Annotated in this window: 24 protein-coding genes, 1 tRNA gene and 1 pseudogene; 18 read left to right on the forward strand and 8 right to left on the reverse strand. The window is 63.0% G+C overall.

All coding sequences use genetic code 11. The features are described from left to right. The first annotated feature begins 11 nt into the window (after window positions 1-11). The 5 genes and pseudogenes from EN749_RS10505 to EN749_RS38740 all read left to right on the forward strand — a co-directional run bounded on the left by EN749_RS10505 (window position 12) and on the right by EN749_RS38740 (window position 4,190). Window positions 12-293 carry a DUF2160 domain-containing protein gene (locus EN749_RS10505; RefSeq protein ID WP_127269597.1) on the forward strand — a complete coding sequence of 94 codons (282 nt, stop codon included), beginning with the start codon at window positions 12-14 and terminating at the stop codon, window positions 291-293. A gap of 78 nt (window positions 294-371) precedes the next feature. Continuing rightward, window positions 372-2,096, forward strand: coding sequence for an ABC transporter substrate-binding protein (locus EN749_RS10510; RefSeq protein ID WP_127321930.1), 1,725 nt, complete (start codon window positions 372-374; stop codon window positions 2,094-2,096). Between the two features lie 97 nt (window positions 2,097-2,193). After that, complete coding sequence (gene glpK / locus EN749_RS10515; protein ID WP_128363082.1) at window positions 2,194-3,687, forward strand: glycerol kinase GlpK; 1,494 nt, start codon at window positions 2,194-2,196, stop codon at window positions 3,685-3,687. A gap of 34 nt (window positions 3,688-3,721) precedes the next feature. Continuing rightward, a pseudogene (locus EN749_RS39570) lies at window positions 3,722-3,997 on the forward strand (DUF6882 domain-containing protein); the annotation flags it as partial. A gap of 19 nt (window positions 3,998-4,016) precedes the next feature. Continuing rightward, window positions 4,017-4,190: a hypothetical protein gene (locus EN749_RS38740; RefSeq protein WP_245491340.1), complete on the forward strand. Its 174-nt coding sequence runs from the start codon at window positions 4,017-4,019 to the stop codon at window positions 4,188-4,190. Between the two features lie 96 nt (window positions 4,191-4,286). Here EN749_RS38740 and EN749_RS10525 read toward each other — a convergent pair whose 3' ends face one another. After that, complete coding sequence (locus EN749_RS10525; RefSeq protein WP_128363083.1) at window positions 4,287-4,772, reverse strand: BA14K family protein; 486 nt, start codon at window positions 4,770-4,772, stop codon at window positions 4,287-4,289. Between the two features lie 259 nt (window positions 4,773-5,031). Between EN749_RS10525 and EN749_RS10530 the strand changes: the two genes are divergently transcribed. Beyond that, window positions 5,032-5,107 (forward strand) — tRNA-Lys (locus tag EN749_RS10530). A 64-nt stretch (window positions 5,108-5,171) separates the two neighbouring features. On the opposite strand, the gene EN749_RS10535 is transcribed toward EN749_RS10530, so the two are convergent. The 5 genes from EN749_RS10535 to EN749_RS10555 form a co-directional block, all read right to left on the reverse strand. Beyond that, the gene (locus tag EN749_RS10535) at window positions 5,172-5,642 is read right to left on the reverse strand and encodes a nucleoside deaminase (RefSeq protein ID WP_127322545.1); all 471 of its coding nucleotides are present in this window, start codon (window positions 5,640-5,642) and stop codon (window positions 5,172-5,174) included. Between the two features lie 251 nt (window positions 5,643-5,893). Then, complete coding sequence (dprA, locus tag EN749_RS10540) at window positions 5,894-7,033, reverse strand: DNA-processing protein DprA (RefSeq protein WP_128363094.1); 1,140 nt, start codon at window positions 7,031-7,033, stop codon at window positions 5,894-5,896. Window positions 7,034-7,050: 17 nt separating this feature from the next. After that, window positions 7,051-7,638 (reverse strand): glycerol-3-phosphate 1-O-acyltransferase PlsY, encoded by a 588-nt coding sequence (gene plsY / locus EN749_RS10545; RefSeq protein WP_127397326.1) that lies wholly within the window; start codon window positions 7,636-7,638, stop codon window positions 7,051-7,053. A 58-nt stretch (window positions 7,639-7,696) separates the two neighbouring features. After that, on the reverse strand, window positions 7,697-8,983 hold the full coding sequence (locus tag EN749_RS10550; protein ID WP_127397325.1) for a dihydroorotase: 1,287 nt from the start codon (window positions 8,981-8,983) through the stop codon (window positions 7,697-7,699). After that, the gene (locus EN749_RS10555; protein ID WP_127327334.1) at window positions 8,980-9,939 is read right to left on the reverse strand and encodes an aspartate carbamoyltransferase catalytic subunit; all 960 of its coding nucleotides are present in this window, start codon (window positions 9,937-9,939) and stop codon (window positions 8,980-8,982) included. Before EN749_RS10555 ends, EN749_RS10550 begins: the two co-directional genes overlap by 4 nt. Before the next feature lie 193 nt (window positions 9,940-10,132). Between EN749_RS10555 and EN749_RS10560 the strand changes: the two genes are divergently transcribed. The 3 genes from EN749_RS10560 to EN749_RS10570 all read left to right on the forward strand — a co-directional run bounded on the left by EN749_RS10560 (window position 10,133) and on the right by EN749_RS10570 (window position 12,866). Continuing rightward, window positions 10,133-11,761, forward strand: a complete 1,629-nt coding sequence (locus tag EN749_RS10560; protein WP_128363084.1) for a DNA alkylation response protein — start codon at window positions 10,133-10,135, stop codon at window positions 11,759-11,761. A gap of 194 nt (window positions 11,762-11,955) precedes the next feature. Continuing rightward, window positions 11,956-12,525: a hypothetical protein gene (locus tag EN749_RS10565; protein ID WP_128363085.1), complete on the forward strand. Its 570-nt coding sequence runs from the start codon at window positions 11,956-11,958 to the stop codon at window positions 12,523-12,525. Beyond that, the gene (locus tag EN749_RS10570) at window positions 12,525-12,866 is read left to right on the forward strand and encodes a DUF6105 family protein (RefSeq protein ID WP_128363086.1); all 342 of its coding nucleotides are present in this window, start codon (window positions 12,525-12,527) and stop codon (window positions 12,864-12,866) included. Before EN749_RS10565 ends, EN749_RS10570 begins: the two co-directional genes overlap by 1 nt. Here EN749_RS10570 and ruvX read toward each other — a convergent pair. Further along, the gene (ruvX, locus tag EN749_RS10575) at window positions 12,784-13,290 is read right to left on the reverse strand and encodes a Holliday junction resolvase RuvX (RefSeq protein WP_128363087.1); all 507 of its coding nucleotides are present in this window, start codon (window positions 13,288-13,290) and stop codon (window positions 12,784-12,786) included. The two genes, EN749_RS10570 and ruvX, sit on opposite strands and share 83 nt — an antisense overlap. 123 nt (window positions 13,291-13,413) lie before the next feature. On the opposite strand from ruvX, the gene EN749_RS10580 reads away from it, so the two are divergent. The 7 genes from EN749_RS10580 to EN749_RS10610 all read left to right on the forward strand — a co-directional run bounded on the left by EN749_RS10580 (window position 13,414) and on the right by EN749_RS10610 (window position 18,069). Continuing rightward, window positions 13,414-14,121, forward strand: coding sequence for a metal-dependent hydrolase (locus tag EN749_RS10580; RefSeq protein WP_127380853.1), 708 nt, complete (start codon window positions 13,414-13,416; stop codon window positions 14,119-14,121). A 24-nt stretch (window positions 14,122-14,145) separates the two neighbouring features. Continuing rightward, complete coding sequence (locus EN749_RS10585) at window positions 14,146-14,562, forward strand: hypothetical protein (protein ID WP_128363088.1); 417 nt, start codon at window positions 14,146-14,148, stop codon at window positions 14,560-14,562. 118 nt (window positions 14,563-14,680) lie between these two features. Then, window positions 14,681-14,968: an Asp-tRNA(Asn)/Glu-tRNA(Gln) amidotransferase subunit GatC gene (gene gatC, locus EN749_RS10590; protein WP_127272494.1), complete on the forward strand. Its 288-nt coding sequence runs from the start codon at window positions 14,681-14,683 to the stop codon at window positions 14,966-14,968. Window positions 14,969-14,976: 8 nt separating this feature from the next. Beyond that, window positions 14,977-15,435, forward strand: coding sequence for a GNAT family N-acetyltransferase (locus EN749_RS10595; protein ID WP_128363089.1), 459 nt, complete (start codon window positions 14,977-14,979; stop codon window positions 15,433-15,435). After that, window positions 15,435-17,000, forward strand: coding sequence for an amidase family protein (locus EN749_RS10600; protein WP_128363090.1), 1,566 nt, complete (start codon window positions 15,435-15,437; stop codon window positions 16,998-17,000). Before EN749_RS10595 ends, EN749_RS10600 begins: the two co-directional genes overlap by 1 nt. Then, a complete protein-coding gene (locus tag EN749_RS10605; RefSeq protein WP_127380105.1) occupies window positions 16,994-17,257 on the forward strand; it encodes a hypothetical protein in 264 nt (87 codons plus the stop codon). Before EN749_RS10600 ends, EN749_RS10605 begins: the two co-directional genes overlap by 7 nt. A 74-nt stretch (window positions 17,258-17,331) precedes the next feature. Next, window positions 17,332-18,069: a YdcF family protein gene (locus EN749_RS10610; RefSeq protein ID WP_128363091.1), complete on the forward strand. Its 738-nt coding sequence runs from the start codon at window positions 17,332-17,334 to the stop codon at window positions 18,067-18,069. Here EN749_RS10610 and EN749_RS10615 read toward each other — a convergent pair. Continuing rightward, window positions 18,048-18,761, reverse strand: a complete 714-nt coding sequence (locus EN749_RS10615; protein ID WP_127399310.1) for a DUF599 domain-containing protein — start codon at window positions 18,759-18,761, stop codon at window positions 18,048-18,050. The two genes, EN749_RS10610 and EN749_RS10615, sit on opposite strands and share 22 nt — an antisense overlap. Before the next feature lie 178 nt (window positions 18,762-18,939). Here EN749_RS10615 and EN749_RS10620 point away from each other — a divergent pair, with 178 nt between their 5' ends. Together EN749_RS10620 and EN749_RS10625 are read left to right on the forward strand one after the other, a co-directional pair. Further along, window positions 18,940-20,343: an L-serine ammonia-lyase gene (locus EN749_RS10620; RefSeq protein WP_128363092.1), complete on the forward strand. Its 1,404-nt coding sequence runs from the start codon at window positions 18,940-18,942 to the stop codon at window positions 20,341-20,343. A gap of 76 nt (window positions 20,344-20,419) precedes the next feature. Further along, window positions 20,420-20,857, forward strand: a complete 438-nt coding sequence (locus tag EN749_RS10625) for a DUF1489 family protein (protein ID WP_128363093.1) — start codon at window positions 20,420-20,422, stop codon at window positions 20,855-20,857. Window positions 20,858-21,073: the final 216 nt, after the last annotated feature.

Below are 21,073 nucleotides of genomic sequence, written 5' to 3' on the forward strand. Positions count from 1 at the left end.
GAGAAACACCCATGAATCTCACCTGGATGGCGTGGACGCTGCCGACGGCAATCTTTTTCATCACGATCCTGGTGCTGCTCTGTGGCATGGCGGTCTGGGAATACGCCTCGCCTGGCGGCAATCCCCGGGTCGGCGTCCTGCGCTTCGAGACGACGCGCGGCGACCGCCTCTTTGTTTCGCTGCTCGGCAGCGCCTTTATCCATCTCGCTTGGCTGGGTCTTGTCGGACCCAACCTGTGGTGGGCTCTCGCTCTCTCCGTAGTCTACGCCGTTGGCGTGTTCCGCTACGTATAGAGGGGGAAACTGTTGGAGCGACCGCGTGCCGGCGACCGCTCCAGATCGCACTTGAAACTGAAAAGTGGAGGAAACGAAATGCGAAGGCAATTTTTAACATCAACGACTGCGCTTGTCCTGCTCTGGGGAGCAGGCCAGGCCTATGCCGGAATGGACGAAGCCAAGACCTTCCTCGATACCGAAATCAAGGACTTGTCGACGCTCGATCGCGCCGGCCAGGAAGCCGAGCTGCAATGGTTCATCGATGCCGCGAAGCCTTTCGCCGGCATGGACATCAAGGTGGTCTCCGAGACCATCGATACGCATAGCTATGAGTCCAAGGTTCTGGCGCCCGCCTTCACCGCGATCACCGGCATCAAGATCACTCACGACCTGATCGGCGAAGGCGACGTCGTCGAGAAGCTGCAGACGCAGATGCAGTCGGGCGAAAACATCTACGACGCCTACGTCAACGACTCCGACCTGATCGGCACCCATTGGCGCTACCAGCAGGCGCGCAGCCTGACCAAGTGGATGGCGAATGAGGGCAAGGACGTCACTAACCCCAACCTCGACCTCGCCGACTTCATCGGCACCAAGTTCACGACCGCTCCGGACGGCGACCTCTACCAGCTGCCCGACCAGCAGTTCGCGAATCTCTACTGGTTCCGCTACGACTGGTTCAACGACGAGAAGAACAAGGCCGATTTCAAGGCCAAGTACGGCTACGACCTCGGCGTTCCGGTCAACTGGTCGGCCTATGAGGACATCGCCGAGTTCTTCACCGGCCGCGAAATCGACGGCAAGAAGGTCTATGGCCACATGGACTACGGCAAGAAGGACCCCTCGCTCGGCTGGCGGTTCACCGATGCCTGGCTGTCCATGGCCGGCAATGGCGACAAGGGCCTGCCGAACGGTCTTCCGGTCGACGAATGGGGCATCAAGGTCAACGAGAAGTCGCAGCCTGTCGGCTCGTGCGTCGCGCGCGGCGGCGACACCAATGGCCCGGCTTCCGTGTATTCGATCCAGAAGTACCTGGATTGGCTGAAGGCCTATGCGCCGCCGGAAGCCCAGGGCATGACGTTCGGCGAATCCGGCCCCGTCCCGTCGCAGGGCACGGTCGCGCAGCAGATGTTCACTTACACCGCCTTCACCGCCTCCTTCGTCAAGGACGGGCTGCCGGTCGTGAACGCGGACGGCACCCCGAAATGGCGCTTTGCTCCCTCGCCGCATGGCGTCTACTGGAAGGACGGCATGAAGCTCGGCTACCAGGACGTGGGTTCATGGACGCTTCTCAAGTCCACGCCTGACGATCGCGCCAAGGCCGCCTGGCTCTATGCGCAGTTCGTCGTGTCGAAGACGGTCGACGTGAAGAAGAGCCATGTCGGCCTGACGCTCATCCGCGAGTCGACGATCCAGGACAAGAGCTTCACGGAACGCGCTCCGAAGCTCGGCGGCCTGATCGAGTTCTACCGCTCGCCGGCCCGTGTTCAGTGGTCGCCGACCGGAACGAACGTTCCGGACTATCCGAAGCTGGCACAGCTCTGGTGGCAGGCGATCGGCGATGCGTCGTCGGGTGCCAAGACGGCACAGGAGGCGATGGACTCGCTTTGCTCTGAGCAGGAAAAGGTCATGGAACGCCTGGAAAAGGCCGGCATCCAGGGCGATATCGGCCCGAAGATGGCCGAAGAGCATGATCTCGCCTACTGGAACGCCGACGCGGTCAAGAAGGGCAATCTGGCTCCTCAGTTGAAGATCGAGAACGAGAAGGAAAAGCCGGTCACCATCAATTACGACGAGCTGGTGAAGAGCTGGCAGAAGTAAGATTGTTCTAAGCGGGCGTCTGCGCCCGTGTGACATTGGGGGAGGCGGCATCTTGCCGTCTCCCCTGTTTGTGTAAAAGACTAAGCGGGGAGGCATAATGACCGGATACATCCTTGCCATCGACCAGGGCACGACTTCGACCCGGGCGATCCTGTTCGACGGCGAGATGAAGGTCGCCGGCAGCGGGCAAAAGGAATTCGCCCAGCACTATCCGGCCTCCGGCTGGGTCGAGCACGATCCGGAAGATATCTGGGCGAGTGTGGTGTCGACCGTGAAGGCGGCGCTGAAGAAGGCCGGCCGGAATGCTTCCGACATGGCGGCACTCGGTATCACCAATCAGCGCGAAACAGTCGTCATCTGGGACAAGGCGACCGGCAAGCCGATCCACAATGCCATTGTCTGGCAGGACCGGCGCACCGCGCCGCTGTGCCAGAAACTCAAGAAGCAGGGCCTGGAAAAGACATTCACCAAGAAGACCGGCCTGCTGCTTGATCCCTATTTTTCCGGCACCAAAATCGCCTGGATACTGAACAAGGTGAAGGGTGCGAGAAAACGCGCCGAGAAAGGCGAACTGCTCGCGGGCACCATCGACAGCTTTTTGATCTGGCGGCTGACCGGCGGCAAGGTCCACGCCACGGACGCCACCAACGCCTCGCGCACACTGGTCTACAACATCGCTGAGAATGCCTGGGACGACGAGCTGCTGTCGATCCTTAACATCCCAGCAAAAATGCTTCCCGAGGTGAAAGACTGCGCCGATGACTATGGAATCACGGAGAAAAATCTCTTTGGCGCCGAGATAAGAATCCTCGGTGTCGCCGGCGACCAGCATGCGGCAACCATCGGCCAGGCCTGTTTCGAGCCGGGCATGATGAAATCCACCTACGGCACCGGCTGTTTTGCGCTCCTCAACACAGGCAGCGACCTGGTGCGTTCGAAGAACCGGCTCTTGACCACCATTGCCTACAGGCTGAACGGCAAGACGACCTACGCGCTGGAAGGCTCGATCTTTATTGCCGGTGCTGCGGTGCAATGGCTGCGCGATGGCATCAAGGTGATCGGCAAGGCCGAGCAGAGCGGCAAATTGGCTGATGAAGCCGATCCGACCCAAAACGTCTACCTGGTGCCGGCCTTCGTCGGGCTCGGCGCGCCGCATTGGGACGCCGAGGCACGCGGCGCCATTTTCGGACTGACGCGCAATTCCGGCCCGGCTGAGTTTGCCCGCGCCGCGCTTGAATCCGTGGCCTACCAGACACGCGACCTGCTCGACGCCATGCGCAAGGACTGGAAGGGGGCTTCGGCCAAGACCGTGTTGCGGGTCGATGGCGGCATGGTGGCGTCGGACTGGACCATGCAGCGTCTGGCCGACATCCTCGATGCACCGGTCGACCGCCCGACCATTCTCGAGACGACCGCGCTCGGTGCAGCCTGGCTGGCCGGCTCGAAAGCTGGCGTTTGGCCGGATGCCAGGAAGTTCGCGAAGAGCTGGGCGCTGGAACGACGCTTCCAGCCGGACATGGATGGCTCCGTGCGCGTAGCCAAGCTCGCTGGTTGGCGCGATGCTGTGCGACGGACGTTGAGCGTGTCATAAACAGCCATCAGTGGTGGGTGATGGGGCGCGAGGAATGCAGCCAGATTGGTATCCTGCTTGGCGCGACGAGGCTATCGAACAGCTGAAGGCCAAAAATGCACGCTCGAACAAGGAGTTTCGCCTCGGCGATTGCTCGCGCTATGACTACGACCTGACGGCCGGAACGCTTCTGTTCTCGCAAGACCGGGTCGCCGAGGTGGTCACCGAGATCCAGATTGTCGGCTCAACGAGCACCGAGGCCGGCAACTGGCTGTGGGCTTGGGCAAATTCAAGCCTGCCCAGCGAGCTCCTCAGCGATGCAAAGCTGGTTCGATCCTTCGGAGAGCAGAATGGCATTGACGAACTGGCCCAAGCCTATGCGACGGATGCGGACAGTGGTTGGTTGGGAACTCAGTGCGGTGATGGCCCGTATCTGCAATGGGTTGGGTATCTATCGTTGTCCCAACAGAGAGGACGGCGGTGGCTTTTATCTGATGCTCAAGAGCATCAACTGGGCAAGTTGACGGCAACTGTTCTCGTCCGGCCAATCGATCAAAAGCCCGCGCCGTTGCCGGCGCGAGCTCCACTCAACGTATCTCAGCTACTTAAACGCGCCTTGATCAGTAAGGCGAACGGCACTCCTTGCGAGGGCCGTAGTTCGGCTGGAACGTGTTGTCCGAAGCACGGTAGCTGCGATAGCGGTCGTAGCACCACTGGACGTGGGCGTTGCCTCCGTAGACGCGGTTGTTCTCGTTGTTGATGATGGCACCGGTGATCAGCGCGCCAGTCGCGAACGCCGCAAGCGGGAACCAATAATCGCCGTGACGACGGTAGCCGGGGCGATATTCGCGATAGCCGCGATGGCCGTTCCAATACGCGCCGCGATTGCGGGAAAAATTACGGTCGCGCGAAAAACTGCGGTCACGCGAAAAATTGCGATTGTAGCGGTCCTTGCGCCACTCCCGGTACTGGACTGTCTGCACATCCGGCATCGCGGCCTGGGATTGCGGCACATAGTTCGATTGGGCGTTAACCGACACGGCCTCCGCCGCAACGAATGTGGCGGAGAGAGTGGCCGCCAGAAGGCTCGTTGTGATTCTGTTCATTGGTTTTCTCCTCGATGGTTTTGGCGGACGTCCCTGTGCCGGGAAAACGAGCGGCGCATACAATTGTTCCCCAGACTGGATGCCGCTGTCGGGCAGAAATGCCAGTGTTCCCTTGGCTGTTCTCCCACCGATGGCGCGGCTGGCAAGTGTCGCGACAGGGCGAAGCCGCCCGTGTTTGCGAGCCCTTTTTTTCCGGTTGACCGGTCGAGGCACTCTCCCTATGTTCCGCGCAATTTCGAGGGCCGCCTTTCGCCCGCGGGAGCGCGTAGCTCAGCCGGTAGAGCAACTGACTTTTAATCAGTAGGTCATGGGTTCGAATCCCATCGCGCTCACCAAATCCACCCGATGAACTGTCATCCATCTCTCGGGAAGGGCACACCACAACGGGCGGGGAAGCCGTCAACGCTTCCAGAAATCGCGGTGCGGTGCGAGCAACTCGTCGGCGATTTCGGGGAAGGGGCCAAAGACCTCGATCTTTTTCTGGCCGGAGTCGAGGACTGTGCGCGAAGAGAGGCTCATCGTCGGATTCTCCGCGTGATCTCCGGTGAGCGCCAGCAGCTCGGTCTCCTCGACCCCGTAAACCAGCCGCCCGATATTGGCCCAATACATCGTGCCGGCGCACATGGCGCACGGCTCGAAGGTTGAGACCAGCGTGCATTGCCACAGGAACTCCGGCTCATAGGCCGCCGCCGCGCGCCGGGCGAGCTCCGTCTCGGCATGGCGCACCGTGTCGAGATTGCCCTGCCGCATCAGCACGCGATCGTCCGGCCCGACCAGCACGCAACCGAACGGATGGTGCCCATGCGCCGCCGTGTCACGCGCGACGGCATCGGCGGACCGCAGGTGGGCGAGCATCTGATCGCGGGTCATGGCAAGATCCTGTCATGCCGACATCCACCGATGAGCGGCTGAGCGAGATTGGTGCCAACGGACGCGAGTGGCAAGAGCCAACTTTTGCTTGAGACCTTTGCCTCGGGATATCAGACCTTTGCCCTACAATCGCCGGCCGGTCTTGGCGTCGAACAGATGAGCACAGGCGCGGCAAAGCGGAAAGCCGGCTGAAAAGGCCATCCTCGCCGAGCTTCTCGAAGGAGTTCGGCGGCGCGAAAATGCGAACAGCGTCAGACGGAAGGCTCCCCGAACACCAGCGAAACATTCCCTCCGGCATGGCGCTCGAGGCGGCCGGCGAGGTCGAGTTCCAGCAGCACCATGAAGACCTGGGCCGGGTGCAGGCCGGTGTGGCGGATGATCTCGTCGACCGCCACTGGCGTCGGGCCGAGCGCCTCGATGACGCGGGCGCGGTCGCTTTCGCCGGGCGGTGGTGTGGCCGAGAAGTCGGGCGGCTCTTCGAACGGCGGCACGTCGGGCGCCCGCATGCCGGTCAGCGGAGCGATTGCCCGCGAAACGTCCGCTGCGTCGGTGACCAGGGTGGCGCCATCCTTGAGCAGGCCATTGGTGCCGGCGGCGCGTGGATCGAGCGGCGAGCCCGGCACGGCGAAGACCAGCCGGCCCATTTCGCCCGCAAGCCGGGCGCTGATCAGGGAGCCCGAGCGTTGCGCTGCCTCGACCACCACCAGCCCAAGGACCGCACCCGCGACAAGGCGGTTGCGGCGCGGAAAATCCTGGGCGCGCGGCTGCCAGCCGAACGGCATTTCCGAGATGATGGCGCCACGCTCGGCGATTTCCTCGCACAGGCCGGCATTTTCAGGCGGGTAAGGCAGGTCGAGACCGCCAGCCAGGACGCCGATCGTGCCGGTCGCCAGGCTGCCCTGATGCGCCGCCGTGTCGATGCCGCGCGCAAGGCCGGAGACGATTGCGTAGCCGTCGCGGCCGAGGTCGGCCGCCAGCATGCGTGCCATCTTGATGCCGGCCAGGGACGCGTTGCGTGCCCCAACGATGGCGACACCCGGCAGCCGAAAAACAGCTGCGTTGCCCTTTACCGCCAGCAACGGCGGCGGATGGTCCATGTTGCGCAATAGGGGTGGGTAATCTGCTTCACCGATCCCGACAAAGCGGGCGCCGGCCTTTCCGGCTAATTCCAGTTCGGCCTCGGCTTCGGCAATGGAAGGGATGCGAGCGATCCGGATGGCGCCGCCTGAAATCATCAGTTCCGGCAGTATCTCCAGCGCCACCTCGGCCGAACCGAAACGGTTGATGAGGTCGCGAAAGGATGCGGGGCCGACATTCTTGGTGCGGATCAGCCGCAGCCAGCTCAGCCGCTGCCGGTCGCTGAGACGCGGCCCGGCGGCCGGCCCACTCACCACGGCGGCAGGCTCGCTCACCCCTTGGCTCCGATCTTGCCCTCGGTGCCGGCAAGCAGGCGCGAAATGTTTTCCCGGTGCTTGATGAAAACGATGATGCTCATAACCACGAACAAGGCCGCATTCTGCGGTGTGCTCAGGACATAGAGGGCGATCGGCACGATGACCGCCGCCGTCAGCGCCGCCAGCGAGGAATAACGGAACAGGAATGCCATCACCAGCCAGGCGATGGCAAAGATCAGCGCCACCTGCCAGGCAAGGCCGATCAGCACGCCGAGATAGGTGGCGACGCCCTTGCCGCCCTTGAAACCGAGCCAGACCGGGAAGAGATGACCGAGAAAGGCGCCGAGACCGGCCCAGATCGCCAGGTCAGGCGCGAAATGGGCTGCTATCAGCACGGCGGCCGTGCCCTTCAGCGCGTCGAGCAGCAGCGTCGCGGCGGCAAGGCCCTTGTTGCCGGTGCGCAGAACGTTGGTGGCGCCGATATTGCCGGAGCCGATCTTGCGCACATCGCCAAGGCCGGCCGCGCGCGTCAGCAGGAGCCCGAACGGGATCGAGCCAAGCAAATAGCCAAACACGAGTGCTGGGATGAGGCTGTAAGTCATTGTTTCCCCCGCATTTCCCCCTGACAAGCCGGATCACGCGCGGTGCGCGGTAGCCGGCTCAGACGGAGAACACTGTGCGGCCCGCAACCAGCGTTTGCAAGACCTTGCCTTGCAGCCGCGCGCCTTCGAAACAGGTGTTTTTCGAGCGCGAACGAATGCCGCTCTCGCTGACGATCCAGGGTTCGTCGAGGTCGACAAGCGCAAGATCGGCGACAGCGCCCGGCTTCAGCGTGCCGCCGGGCAGGCCGAACAGTTTTGCGGGAGCGGTGGATAGGGTCTCGATAAGCCTGAGCAACGGCACGTCGCCATTGTGGTAGAGCCGCAGGGCCGCACTCAGCAGGGTCTCCAGCCCGATGGCGCCGGCCGCCGCATCGGCGAAGGGCAGGCGCTTGGTGTCGACATCCTGCGGATCGTGCGAGGAGACGATGATGTCGATCGTGCCGTCCCTGACCGCCTCGATCATCGCCAGCCGGTCTTCCTCGGCGCGCAAAGGTGGGGTCAGACGGAAGAAGGTGCGGTATTCGCCGACATCGTTTTCATTGAGCGACAGATTGTGGATCGCCACGCCTGACGTCACCGTCGCCCCGTCGGCTTTCGCACGTGTGACGGCGTTTGCTGCCATCGCCGTCGAGATCTTTGCTGCATGGTACGAACCATGCGTCAGCCGCGCCAGGGCCAGATCGCGCTCCAGCGGGATGGATTCGGCTTCGCGCGGAATGCCGGAGAGGCCCAGCCAGCTGGCGTAGAGGCCCTCGTTCATCACGCCGGACGAACCGAGGTCCGCATCCTGCGTCTCGTGCACGATGGTGGCGCCGAAGTCGCGCGCATAGGTCAGCGCGCGGCGCATCACCAGCGCGCTCGATATGGTGTGGCGGCCATCGGTAAAGGCGACCGCGCCGGCTTCGCGCAGCAGGCCGAACTCGGTCATTTCGCGCCCGTCGAGGCCCTTGGTGATCGCCGCGGCCGGAAAGACGTTGACGATGGCCGTGTCCTTGGCCGTGCGCAGCACGAACTCGACCAGCGCCACATTGTCGATCACCGGATCGGTGTCGGGCATCATGACGATGGAGGTGACGCCGCCGGCCGCCGCCGCGACACTTGCCGACGCGATAGTCTCGCGATGCTCGCCGCCCGGTTCACCGATGAAGACCCGGCCGTCGATCAGGCCTGGAATGATCGCCTTGCCGGCGCAGTCGACAACGGTTGCGCCCTCGGGCGCGCCCTGGTTCAGCGCCGCCTTGCCGGCGACAAGGATTTTCTTGCCATCGACGATGACAGTGCCGACCTCGTCCACGCCGCGCGAGGGGTCAACGATGCGGGCGCGCTCAAAAACCGTTATGCTCATGCCCCACGGCCCTCGTGGTTGCGGCGCGGATCGAGCAGCGCTTCCATGACGGCCATGCGCACGGCGACGCCCATTTCGACCTGTTCCTGGATGACGCTCTGCGGACCGTCGGCGATTTCCGAGGCGATCTCGACGCCGCGGTTCATCGGCCCGGGGTGCATCACCAGCGCATCGCCCTTGGCCGCCTTCAGTTTTTCCGCATCGAGGCCGAAATAGCGGAAATACTCGCGCACCGAAGGCACGAACGCGCCTTCCATGCGCTCGCGCTGCAGGCGCAGCATCATCACCACATCGGCGTCCTTGAGGCCCTCGGCCATCGAGCGGGTGACGATGACGCCCATCTTCTCGATGCCGGTGGGCAGAAGCGTCGACGGTGCGACGACGCGCACCTGCGCGCCGAGCGCGTTGAGCAGCATGATGTTGGAACGTGCCACGCGCGAATGCAGGATGTCGCCGCAGATTGCCACGATGAGCTTCGACAGCGGGCCCTTGGCGCGACGAATGGTCAGCGCATCGAGCAGCGCCTGTGTCGGGTGTTCATGCGCGCCGTCGCCGGCATTGACGACGGAGCAGCCGACCTTCTGCGCCAGAAGCGCGGCCGCACCGGCCGATTGGTGACGGATGATCAATATGTCGGGCCGCATCGCATTCAGCGTCATCGCCGTATCGATGAGCGTTTCGCCCTTCTTCACCGAAGAGCTCGCAACCGACATGTTCATCACATCGGCGCCGAGCCGCTTTCCGGCCAACTCGAACGACGACTGCGTGCGCGTCGAGGCTTCATAAAAGAGGTTGATCTGTGTGCGGCCGCGCAGCGTCGAGGTTTTCTTCTCGGACTGCCGCGAGATCGCGACCGCTCGGTCCGCCCTGTCGAGCAACAGCTCGATATCGGCGGGGGAAAGGTCGCGGATGCCCAGAAGATGGCGATGAGGATAGGGGGACGAAGCGTCGGTCATCTCAAGGCGCTGCTATAGGGTGGAGACTTTGCGGCTGCAAGCGCCAGCTTTGCATTGCAGCCGTTCTCCTCAATTTTTTCGTATAGATGGCCGATTGTATCGGCCGGTATTTTCATCGCGCGCGCTGCATGGCTTGGCTATATCTAGCCGACAGCCTCGGATTCGTGGCTTTCTGACGATAGAAGGATTGGGCGTGACCGACGACGTGACGAACCAGCCGCCGCCGCTGACGGGCGGCAACGCCTGGCGGGGCGATCCGTTGCTGATCCAGCTCGCGGAGCGTTTTTCCGATCCGGTGCGCAAAGATCTCGACGGTCTCGGCCGCTTCGTGCTGACGCAGGAGGCGCAGGAACTGGCGCGCCTCGCCAATGTCGAGACGCCGAAGCTCAGGACGCATGATCGCCAGGGACGGCGCATCGACGTGGTCGAGTTCCATCCCGCCTATCACGCCTTGATGCGCCGCTCTGTGGCCAACGGGCTGCATTCCTCGGTGTGGGAGAACGGCGACACCGAGATCGGCCGCCGCCATCAGGTCCGTGCCGCCCGGTTTTATCTGACGGCTGAGCTCGAGACCGGGCATCTGTGCCCCATCACCATGACCAACGCTTCGCTGGCGGCCTTGATGGCCAGCCCAAAACTGTTTCGCGAATGGGCGCCGCGCGTGACGACGCGCAAATACGACCAGAGCCAGAAACCGCCGGTCGAGAAGGCCGGGCTGACGCTCGGCATGGGCATGACCGAGAAGCAGGGCGGCACCGATGTGCGCGCCAATGTGACGAGGGCGGAACGCGCCGGCAGCGGTTTTTATCGTCTGACGGGGCACAAATGGTTCATGTCGGCGCCGATGTCGGATGCGTTCCTGGTGCTGGCGCAGGCGCCGGAGGGGCTGTCGTGCTTCCTCGTGCCGCGCGTTCTCGGTGATGGTTCGGGCAACGGCTTCCGCTTTCAGCGACTGAAGGACAAGCTCGGCAACCGTTCCAACGCCTCCTCCGAAGTCGAATTCGTCAATGCCATCGGCGAGATGGTCGGCGAACCCGGTGCCGGTGTGAAGACGATCATGGACATGGTCACCCTGACCCGGCTCGATTGTGCCATCGCCTCGTCGGCGATCATGCGCGCGGGCCTCGCCGAGGCCGTTCACCACGCCCGCCATCGCCAGGTGTTCGGTTCGACCCTGATCGAGCAGCCGTTGATGCAGCGCGTTCTGGCCGACATGGCGCTCGACGTCGCCGCCGCCACCGCGCTGTCGTTCCGGTTGGCGCGCTCCTTCGACGAGGCGGCCAGCGATCGCGGCGAGGCGGCGTTTGCCCGGGCCATGACGCCGGTCGTCAAATACTGGGTCTGCAAGATCGCGCCCCCGCTGCTCTATGAGGCGATGGAGTGCCTAGGCGGCAACGGCTACGTCGAGGAGGCGCCACTCGCCCGCTACTATCGCGAGGCCCCGGTCAACGCGATCTGGGAAGGCTCGGGCAATGTCATGGCGCTTGATGTGCTGCGCGTGCTCGGCCGTGCGCCCGGCCTGTTCGAGGATGTGCTGGCCGGCATCGACCGTGATCTCGGCGCCGGCGGACGCGGCACGATCGGCGTTCTGAAGGCGGCGATGCAGGTTGCCTCAACCGACGAAGGTTCGGCCCGGCTGCTGACCGAGCAGTTGGCACTGTCGGCTGCGGCGGCGGAATTGCGCCGCCTGGGGGCAGGGCGGATCGCCGACGCTTTCGTCGAGACGCGTTTGGCCGGCCAATGGCGCAACACCTATGGCATGATCGATTCGCGCCACGATGCACGCATGATCATCGACACGCTCTATCCGCCGGTGAACTGAGCGGCGAGCATCGCAAAAATCGGCGCCATCCACAGTTTTGACGCGTTGGCGGGCATCCTCCCGCGTATGGCTAATCACCGTTAACCTTAACAAATGGTTTCCGTTGCGATGGCGCACGGCAAGGCCCATTGTCCCGGCGCGAGCAGGGAATGGTTCAGATTGGCCGTCTCTTGCTTTGCGAAGCAGGAACACCGATGCGACAGGTACTGACCTCTTTTCTGGCCTTGCACTGGGCGATTGTTTTCGCCCTGCTTGCGCTCATCTGCATCGACGGAAACCGGGGTGTGGCGGCGGCGCTCGGCGTGCTGGGCACCACAATCGAGGGTACCCGCTTCGTCGACCTCGACAATTTCGTTGTCGTGGCGCCGCTCGCCACCGCATTGCTTGTCGTCGCGGTTCTGTTTTTCTGGGCCTTTGTCGAAGCCCTGGTCAACGACGCGACCAGTCCCGGCGCCGACAGCGTCGCCCGCATCGCCTTCATCTGCGCGTCCGGCATGTTGTCGCTGATCGTCATCGGAGGTGCTGCGCAAGGCATCAACGGGCTGTTCATGGCGGTTGCCGTGCAGCTGACGGCACTTCTGGCGTCCTATGTCGCCATGCTTGCCGAGCGGCGGTCCGTGGTTGCGGCAGCGGCTTCCGGCGAAAGCGAGATCCATGCCGTCGCGCATGACATGGCAAAAGCCGCGGCTCACAATTCGCTGCTCTCACTCATATCAGGCCGAACGGTCTCCAAGACCGGCTCCAATCACAGGGGAGGCCGCTGATGCGTTACATCTTCGGGTTCTGGGCGGCGCCGATGGCGATTTTCTGGGGCTGGTTCTATCTGTCGGCCAATGATCTCAATTTCGGCTACACGATGCTCAGCCGACAGATGCACGACTTCTTCTTCCAGCTCTATGGCCAGATGCTCGGCATCGATCCGGCGATCATTCCCGGCATGGTGGCGAAGACGTGCGTCTTCGACGGGTTGCTGCTGATGGCGCTTTGGGCCTTCCGCCGTCGCCGCGAAATCGCCGGCTGGGTCAGACAGCGCTGGGCGGGTCCGGTTCCGTTCGAACGGATGCGTGGAGCGACTGAAGCCGGTCCAAAACTCCCTGCAGAATAAACGCGGCTGCCGCCGAATCGATCTTGCCGGCGCGCTTGCGGCGCGAGAAATCCATCTCGATCAGCGTTCTTTCGGCCGCGACCGTCGATAGTCTCTCATCCCAGAGCACGAAGGGCAGGTCGCTCATCTGGGCCATGTTGCGAACGAAGGCGCGCGATTTCTGCGCACGCGGACCTTCCGAACCGTCCATGTTGATCGGCAGCCCAATCACCACCGCGCCGGCATTCTCCTTATGCAGCAAGGCGAGCAGCACCGCCGCATCGAGCGAGAATTTCCTTCGCATGATGACCGGGCGCGGATGGGCGAAGGAAAATCTCTGGTCCGAGACCGCGACGCCGATCGTCTTGTCGCCGAGGTCAAGTCCCGCCAGCGTCTTGCCGCCAGTCAGCCGCGCCGGCAATTCCTCGATCGTGATAATGCCCACCGGCTGTCCTTCGCCTTTCACCACCACGTGTTTTGTCAAACGCGTGGTGGACACAGTAACCCTTTGATCTCGGGGCCGTCGGCGTTCTATCCTTTGGCAAGATAAAAATCGAGGAATGCATTCATGAAACTGACCTGGTACGGCCACTCGGCCTTTCGCATCGAGACCGCTGATGCCAAGATCCTCATCGATCCTTATCTGATCGGCAATCCGTCCTGGACCGGCGGCTGGGAGGGACCGGCGGAGGGAATCACGCATGTACTGCTGACGCATGGCCACAGCGACCACATCAGCGGCGCGCTGGAAGTGCTTGGCAAAAGCGGCGCCCAGCTAGTCGCCAATTTCGAGATCTGCATGTACCTGGTCGGCAAGGGCGCCAGCGACAAGAAGATCAACCCGGGCAACATCGGCGGCACCGTCGATTGCGGCGGCTTCACCACCACTTTCGTCCAGGCGCTGCATTCATCCTCGTTCCCCGGCGAAGGTGGCCAGAACACCTATCTCGGCAATCCGGGCGGCCTCGTCCTGCATTTCCCTGAAGACAAGACGCTCTACCACATGGGCGACACCGACATCTTTTCCGACATGGCGCTGATCAACGAGTTGCACGAGCCGAAGATCGGCATTGTGCCGATCGGCGACCGCTTCACCATGGGAGGCGCGGTGGCCGCACTTGCCTGCCGGCGCTTCTTCAAGTTCGACACCGTGGTTCCCTGTCACTTCGGCACCTTTCCGATGATCGACCCGACCGCCGACAAGTTCGAGGCCGGCCTGGAAGGATCCGGCATCAAGGTGGCTTTGCCCAAGATTGGCGAGACGATTACGATTTAGAAGCAGCCAAAATGGAATAAAACCATGGCTTTGAGGCAATCTTTTTGCGTTTCCATACTGGTCGCGGCGTCGCCCGCGCTCGCCGCGGATGATTTCATCGAAGGCGTCTACCTTCAGTCCGAGGAGCTTTGCAAACAGGCCAAGAAGGACACGCTGCAAACGCTGATCGACGCCGGCAACATCGTGCTTTCGGCATATGGCCTGCAAAGCGTCGAATACAATTGCGAGTTTCTGCAGATCAGCAAGGCGACGGCTTCGCCGAGCTGGGCGGTGACGGCCATCTGCCAGGAACCGGGTTATGTCTTTCCCGACGTTCTCTCGGTGACGCAAATGAACGCGAGCCAGATCGATCTCGTGTCGGTTCGGCCCGTCGACGACGAAAGCGAAGCAAGCGGCAACAGCGGCAGCTACTATCTGTGCGAAGGCGTTGCCCTGCCATAGACGTATTCTGAGAGCCGACGAGCGGGCCGTCGGCACAGCCTGGTCTCTCGCACGATGCATGTTGCGCAGCGCGCGCGGCGCCGCTATAGCCCGAACTGGTTTTCCCCGAGGCAAAAACATGTCCGTAGATCTTCAGACAGTGAAGCGCGTCGCGCATCTCGCCCGCATCGCGGTGAGCGAAGAGGATGCCGAACGGATGACCGGCGAGCTGAACGCCATTCTGGGCTTCGTCGAGCAGCTGAACGAGGTCGATGTTTCCGGTGTCGAGCCAATGACCTCGGTGACGCCGATGGACATGAAGAAGCGCAGCGATGTCGTCACCGACGGCGGCAAGGCGGCCGACATCGTCGTCAACGCGCCGGCGACCGAAGAGAATTTCTTCCTCGTGCCGAAGGTCGTGGAGTAAGTCCGCCGATGGCAATCGAGATCGCCATTGAGACGCCGCTCCAGGACGACCTGCGCGGGCTGGTCACCGAACTCAACGAGACCTTGCTCGAACTGACGCCGCCGGAGCATTGCTACCATTTGACGGTTGAGCAGATGGCCGGTGAGGACACGACGGTTTTCATCGCCCGAGATAAAGGCCTGGCCATTGAAGGCTGCGGCGCGCTGAAGCGTCATGACGGCGCCATTGGCGAGGTCAAGCGCATGTATATCAGGCCGTCGCATCGCGGCCAGAAGATCGGCGCGAAAATCGTTGAGCGGGTCGAGGCGCTGGCGCGCAACGAGGGACTGAAGCGACTGGTGCTGGAGACGGGCGATCGTCATCCCGCGGCGTGGACAGTCTACGAACGCGCCGGGTTTTCGCGTTGCGGCCCGGTGCTGGATTATCCCGATTCTGAGTGGTCGGTGTTTTACGAAAAGAGCCTTTGATGAGCGACCTGACCCAGCTGACGATTTCACAGGCCCGCGCCAAGCTGCGCGGCAAGGAAATCACCGCGACCGAGATCACCGAGGCCTATCTCGGCGCTATCGAGCGCGCCAATCCGGCGCTCAATGCCTATGTCGCCGTGACCGGCGACAAGGCGCGCTACATGGCCAAGGCGTCCGACGCCAGGCTGGTCAAGGGCGAGGGCGGTGCGCTGGAAGGCATTCCGTTGGGGATCAAGGACCTGTTCGGCACCGAAGGCGTCCACACGCAGGCTTGCAGCCATGTGCTCGACGGGTTCAAGCCGCGCTACGAATCGACCGTTACGTCAAATCTGTGGGCCGACGGCGCCGTTATGCTCGGCAAGCTCAACATGGACGAGTTCGCCATGGGTTCGTCCAACGAGACGTCCTACTATGGTCCGGTCATCAATCCGTGGCGGCGCTCGCGCCTCGATACTGCGGTGATGCCGACGACGCATCAGGGCGACGGCGGCTTCGTCTCGGCCGGCGGCACGAGGACCGTGCGCAGCCTGGACAATGCGCAGTTGGTGCCGGGTGGCTCTTCTGGCGGGTCGGCCACGGCAGTCTCCGCCTTCCTGTGCGCCGGCGCGACCGCGACGGATACTGGCGGCTCGATCCGCCAGCCGGCCGCCTTCACCGGGACGGTCGGCATCAAGCCGACCTATGGCCGCTGCTCGCGCTGGGGTATCGTCGCGTTCGCCTCGTCGCTCGACCAGGCCGGCCCGATCGCGCGCGACGTACGCGATGCCGCGATCCTGTTGCAGTCGATGGCCTCGGTCGATCCGAAGGACACGACGTCGGTCGACCGGCCGGTGCCGGACTATGAGGCCGCGATCGGCAAGCCGATCAAGGGCATGAAGGTCGGCATTCCCAGGGAATACCGCGTCGACGGCATGCCCGAAGAGATCGAGGCGCTGTGGCAGAAGGGCATTGCCTGGCTGAAGGACGCCGGCGCCGAGATTGTCGACATTTCCCTCCCGCACACCAAATACGCGCTGCCCGCCTATTACATCGTGGCGCCCGCCGAGGCTTCGTCCAACCTCGCCCGCTATGATGGCGTCCGCTACGGCTTGCGCGTGCCGGGCAAGGATATCGTCGACATGTATGAGAAGACCCGCGCCGCCGGTTTCGGCCGCGAGGTCAAGCGCCGCATCATGATCGGCACCTATGTGCTGTCGGCCGGCTACTACGACGCCTACTATCTGCAGGCGCAGAAGGTGCGCAATCTGATCAAGCGCGATTTCGAGACTGTCTTCGCCGCCGGCGTCGATGTCATCCTGACCCCGGCAACGCCGTCCGCCGCCTTCGGCGTCGCCGATGAGGACATGGCTGCCGATCCGGTCAAGATGTACCTCAACGACATCTTCACCGTCACGGTGAACATGGCCGGCCTGCCGGGCATCGCCGTACCCGCCGGGCTCGACGCCAAGGGCCTGCCGCTCGGGCTGCAACTGATCGGCCGGCCGTTCGACGAGGAAACGCTGTTCCAGACCGCCGCCGTCATCGAGCAGGCCGCAGGCACGTTCCAGCCGGAGAAGTGGTGGTAGAGAACGAAAAGATCATGTCGTATGGATTTGCCAGCTTGCTACTGCTGGCCATCCTTCTGCCGCTCTATTGCTACTGGCTTTGGCGCGGTGTTCCTGTACTGATCTCAGCTTTGAAAACGAAAACGCTCAAGACAAGGACAGGATTACACCGGAAAAGCGAAGATCCGGGAATATATTGGCTCGGCGTTGGTTTTTACATTTTGGCGTTGACCGTAATTCCGCTGTGCATATTTTCCATTGTGTATCCTTATTTGTAAGATATTGCCGTTATTCGTGCCAGAGCGTAGATTTCGTATAAATCGACGGGCACTCCGAGGGACATCCGGCTCCTATGTTCTTCTACCTTTCCAAGATCTTCTGGTTCTTCATCCAGCCGCTCAACCTGGCGATCTTCCTGCTGCTGGCGGGATTGCTCGCGGCCATGATCGGGCGCCGGCGGCTGGCGGCCACCGGCAGCGTGCTGGCATTTCTGCTCCTTGCGTTGTCGGCGTGGACGTCGCTCGGCGCCATGATGCTCAATCCGCTGGAAGAGCGCTTCGCGCGCCCGCCGCCGCCGAGCACGACGATGCCGTCGACCTTTGCCGGCAGCGGCGATCGGATGGTCGAGACCGCAGTTCTGGCCCGGCGCTTTCCCACCGCCAAGGTGGTCGTCTCCGGCGGCACCGGCGCGTTGTTTCTCGATGGCGAGGGCGATGCCGCAACCGCGCCGCGCCTGCTCACCGCGCTTGGCGTGGCCGCCGATCGTCTGATCCTGGAGAACAAATCCCGCAACACCTATGAGAACGCGGTCTTCACCAAGGAGTTGGTCACGCCGAAGCCCGGCGAGACCTGGCTGCTCGTGACCTCAGCCTTCCATATGCCGCGCGCCAAGGCGCTGTTCGACAAGGCTGGCTTCGCCACCGTTCCCTGGCCGGTCGACTATCGCACCTCGGGCAAAGAAGGCATCGGGCTGTTCCGCGATAATCCGGCCGACTCACTGCAGGCCACCACCATGGCCATCCGCGAATGGATCGGGCTTTTTGCCTATTGGCTGTCTGGCCGGATCAATCAGCCTTTTCCAGGCGGCTGACCGATCACCGCCTGCCTGGCGGCCGAGAAGAACTGGCGCCGCACCAGAACGGCCAGCAGCAACAGCGTCGACAACACGAACACCATGGGGTCGACGAACCAGCCGAGATAACCGATCGAGAAGAACACCCCGCGCAGGCCGGAGTTGAAGTGCTTTCCGGCCAGCATGTTCATTTGCGCCGCACGCCACACCGCCGTTTCGGTGACCGGATTGCGTGAGGCTTCGCCATGCGGGATCGGCACGGCGCCGATCAGGATCGTGCAATAGTTGAACAGCCGGTACGCCCAGCCGAATTTGAAGAACGAAAACGCCAGGATCAGCACCAGCCCGAACACCTTTATCTGGAAGGCCGCGCGCGACGGCGCGCCACCCAGGGGCAGGTCGCTGAGCACTTCAAGAACCCGGTCGGACGCGCCGAGCAGGGCAAAGCAGCCGCCGATGGCGATCAGCGAGCTGGAGGCGAAGAAGGCGGTGCCTTGCTGCAGCCCGCTCATAATGGCGGTGTCGACGATGCGGATCTCGCGCTCGGCCATGGTCCGCATCCAGGCTTGCCGCTGTGCATTCATCGCCGTCGTCAGCGATATGCGGCTGACCAGCTTGCCATCGGAGGCGAACGTGTGCAGCAGCCACGCGACGAGGAAGAAGGCCAGCGCCGCGAGATCGGCTGTCGAAAGATCGAGGGAATCGCCCATGGACTGAATTTATCACATTCAGCGCAATCGCTTCGATGTCCGCATACAGCGATCGTACCAATGTCGCTGCCGGAGCAAACAAGGTCGGCGGGTGCAGCGCCGCGATTTCCAAAAGAGCGGAAACATCGTGGGAATTCCTATATGTAGTCCTCGACCTGACTCCAGGAGACAACGCCGCGTGTTCCTTTCGTTTTTCGCCCTGTTCAAGATCGGCATAGGACCCTCGAGTTCGCACACGATGGGGCCGATGACCGCCGCTGCGCGGTTTCTCGACGAGGTCGCGGGAAATGACTGGCCGCGTCCGGCGGGCGTCAAGGTTGACCGGCTTGGCGCGAGCCTGCACGGGTCACTCGCCTACACCGGCATTGGCCACGGCAGTGATCGCGCCGTCATGCTCGGCCTTGCCGGTCTGACGCCGCAGACGGTCGATCCCGACCAGGCCGATGGCATTGCCAGCCGCATCGCCGCCGAAAAGCGCATTTCGCCGCCCGGCCATCCCTCCTATCGCTTTGATCCGGCCACCGATCTGGTGCTGGACCGCAAGACGCCGCTCACCGGTCACGCCAACGGCATGGCGTTCTACGCCTATGACGCCGGCGGCCGCCTGCTGCTCAAGCGCATCTATTATTCGATCGGCGGCGGCTTCGTGGTTTCCGAAGAAGAACTGCAGCGGATGAAAGCCAAGGGTTCGGTGACAACCGAAGGCAAGAAAGTGCCTTATCCGTTCAAGAATGCGGTCGAGATGCTGGCCATGGCCGGCAAAAGCGGCCTTTCCATCGCCGACATGAAACGCGTCAACGAGGAGACGCAGATGACGCGCGAGGAGCTCGACGCCGGCCTCGACGGAATCTGGAGCGCCATGAAGGGCTGCATCGACCGTGGCCTGTCGCAGGATGGCATCATGCCGGGTGGGCTGAAGGTGCGCCGCCGTGCCCGCATGCTGCACGATAAGCTGCAGGAGCAGTGGCAGCAGAACAAGCCCAATCCTTTGCTCGCCAATGACTGGCTGTCGATCTACGCCATGGCCGTGAACGAGGAAAATGCCGCCGGCGGCCGCGTGGTCACCGCGCCGACCAATGGCGCTGCCGGCACGCTGCCGGCGGTGCTGCGCTACTGGCTGCATTTCCATCCCGAGGCGGACCAGCCGAGCATTCGTGATTTCCTGCTGACGGCTGCCGCCGTTGGCGGCATCATCAAGACCAACGCATCGATCTCGGGCGCCGAGGTCGGCTGTCAGGGTGAGGTAGGCTCCGCGTCGGCGATGGCGGCGGCCGGCCTGTGCGCCGTCATGGGCGGCACGCCCGAGCAGGTCGAGAATGCCGCCGAGATCGCGCTCGAACATCATCTCGGCATGACCTGCGATCCGGTCGGCGGGCTGGTGCAGGTGCCGTGCATAGAACGCAATGCGCTGGGCGCGGTCAAGGCGGTGACCGCAGCGTCACTGGCCATCAAGGGCGACGGCATCCATTTCGTACCGCTCGATGCGGCGATCGAGACCATGCGCCAGACCGGCCTCGACATGAACGAGAAGTACAAGGAAACCAGCCTTGGCGGGCTTGCAGTCAACGTCGTGGAGTGCTGAAGGCTGGCCTAAACCGCCACTGTGGAGAAGTCGATCCGGTCGTTGACGCGTTCGCGTGCGGGACTAACCTTAAGCGATGTCTCTCAATCTCATAAAACTCTGTGTCGGCTGCGACAGCGTCGAGGATCTCGAAGAGTGGATCGCCTTCCGCCTCGACGAGCGGCGGCGCGCCGGTGAGCCGGTCGAGCAGTATCACACCACCCGCATGATGCCGACACGCGGCGCCGAGGTTTCCGATGGCGGTTCGCTCTATTGGGTGATCAAAGGCAATGTGCAGTGCCGCCAGTTGATCACCGAAATCCGGCCGTTCACCGACAGTGAAGGCATGGGCCGTTGCCATCTGATACTCGACCCCGAGGTTGTACGCACCGACTGGCAGCCGCGCCGGGCTTTTCAGGGCTGGCGCTACCTGAAACCGGCGGACGCGCCGCTCGATCTGGGCAAGGGCAAGGCCGGATTGATCGAGATGCCGCCGAAACTCAGGCGCGAGCTGGCCGATCTCGGTCTGCTCTGACCCCAGGTGGCATCACCGCCTGGCCCTTTGCACCGCCCGATGTGGGGCTTGCAAGCGATGTGGCAACGCCACATCTTGTTTTTCATGAGTGATAAGAAGCAGCCTGTGCCAGCGAGGACCAGTCCTGCGCCGGTCAAGCCTCAATCCAACGCCGGCGAGATCGACGCCTTCATTCGTCAGGCGAGGACACTTGCCGCGTCGGCGACCGGTTCGGGC

It is taken from the genome of Mesorhizobium sp. M7A.F.Ca.ET.027.02.1.1, from assembly GCF_004022985.1.
Lineage (GTDB): Bacteria > Pseudomonadota > Alphaproteobacteria > Rhizobiales > Rhizobiaceae > Mesorhizobium.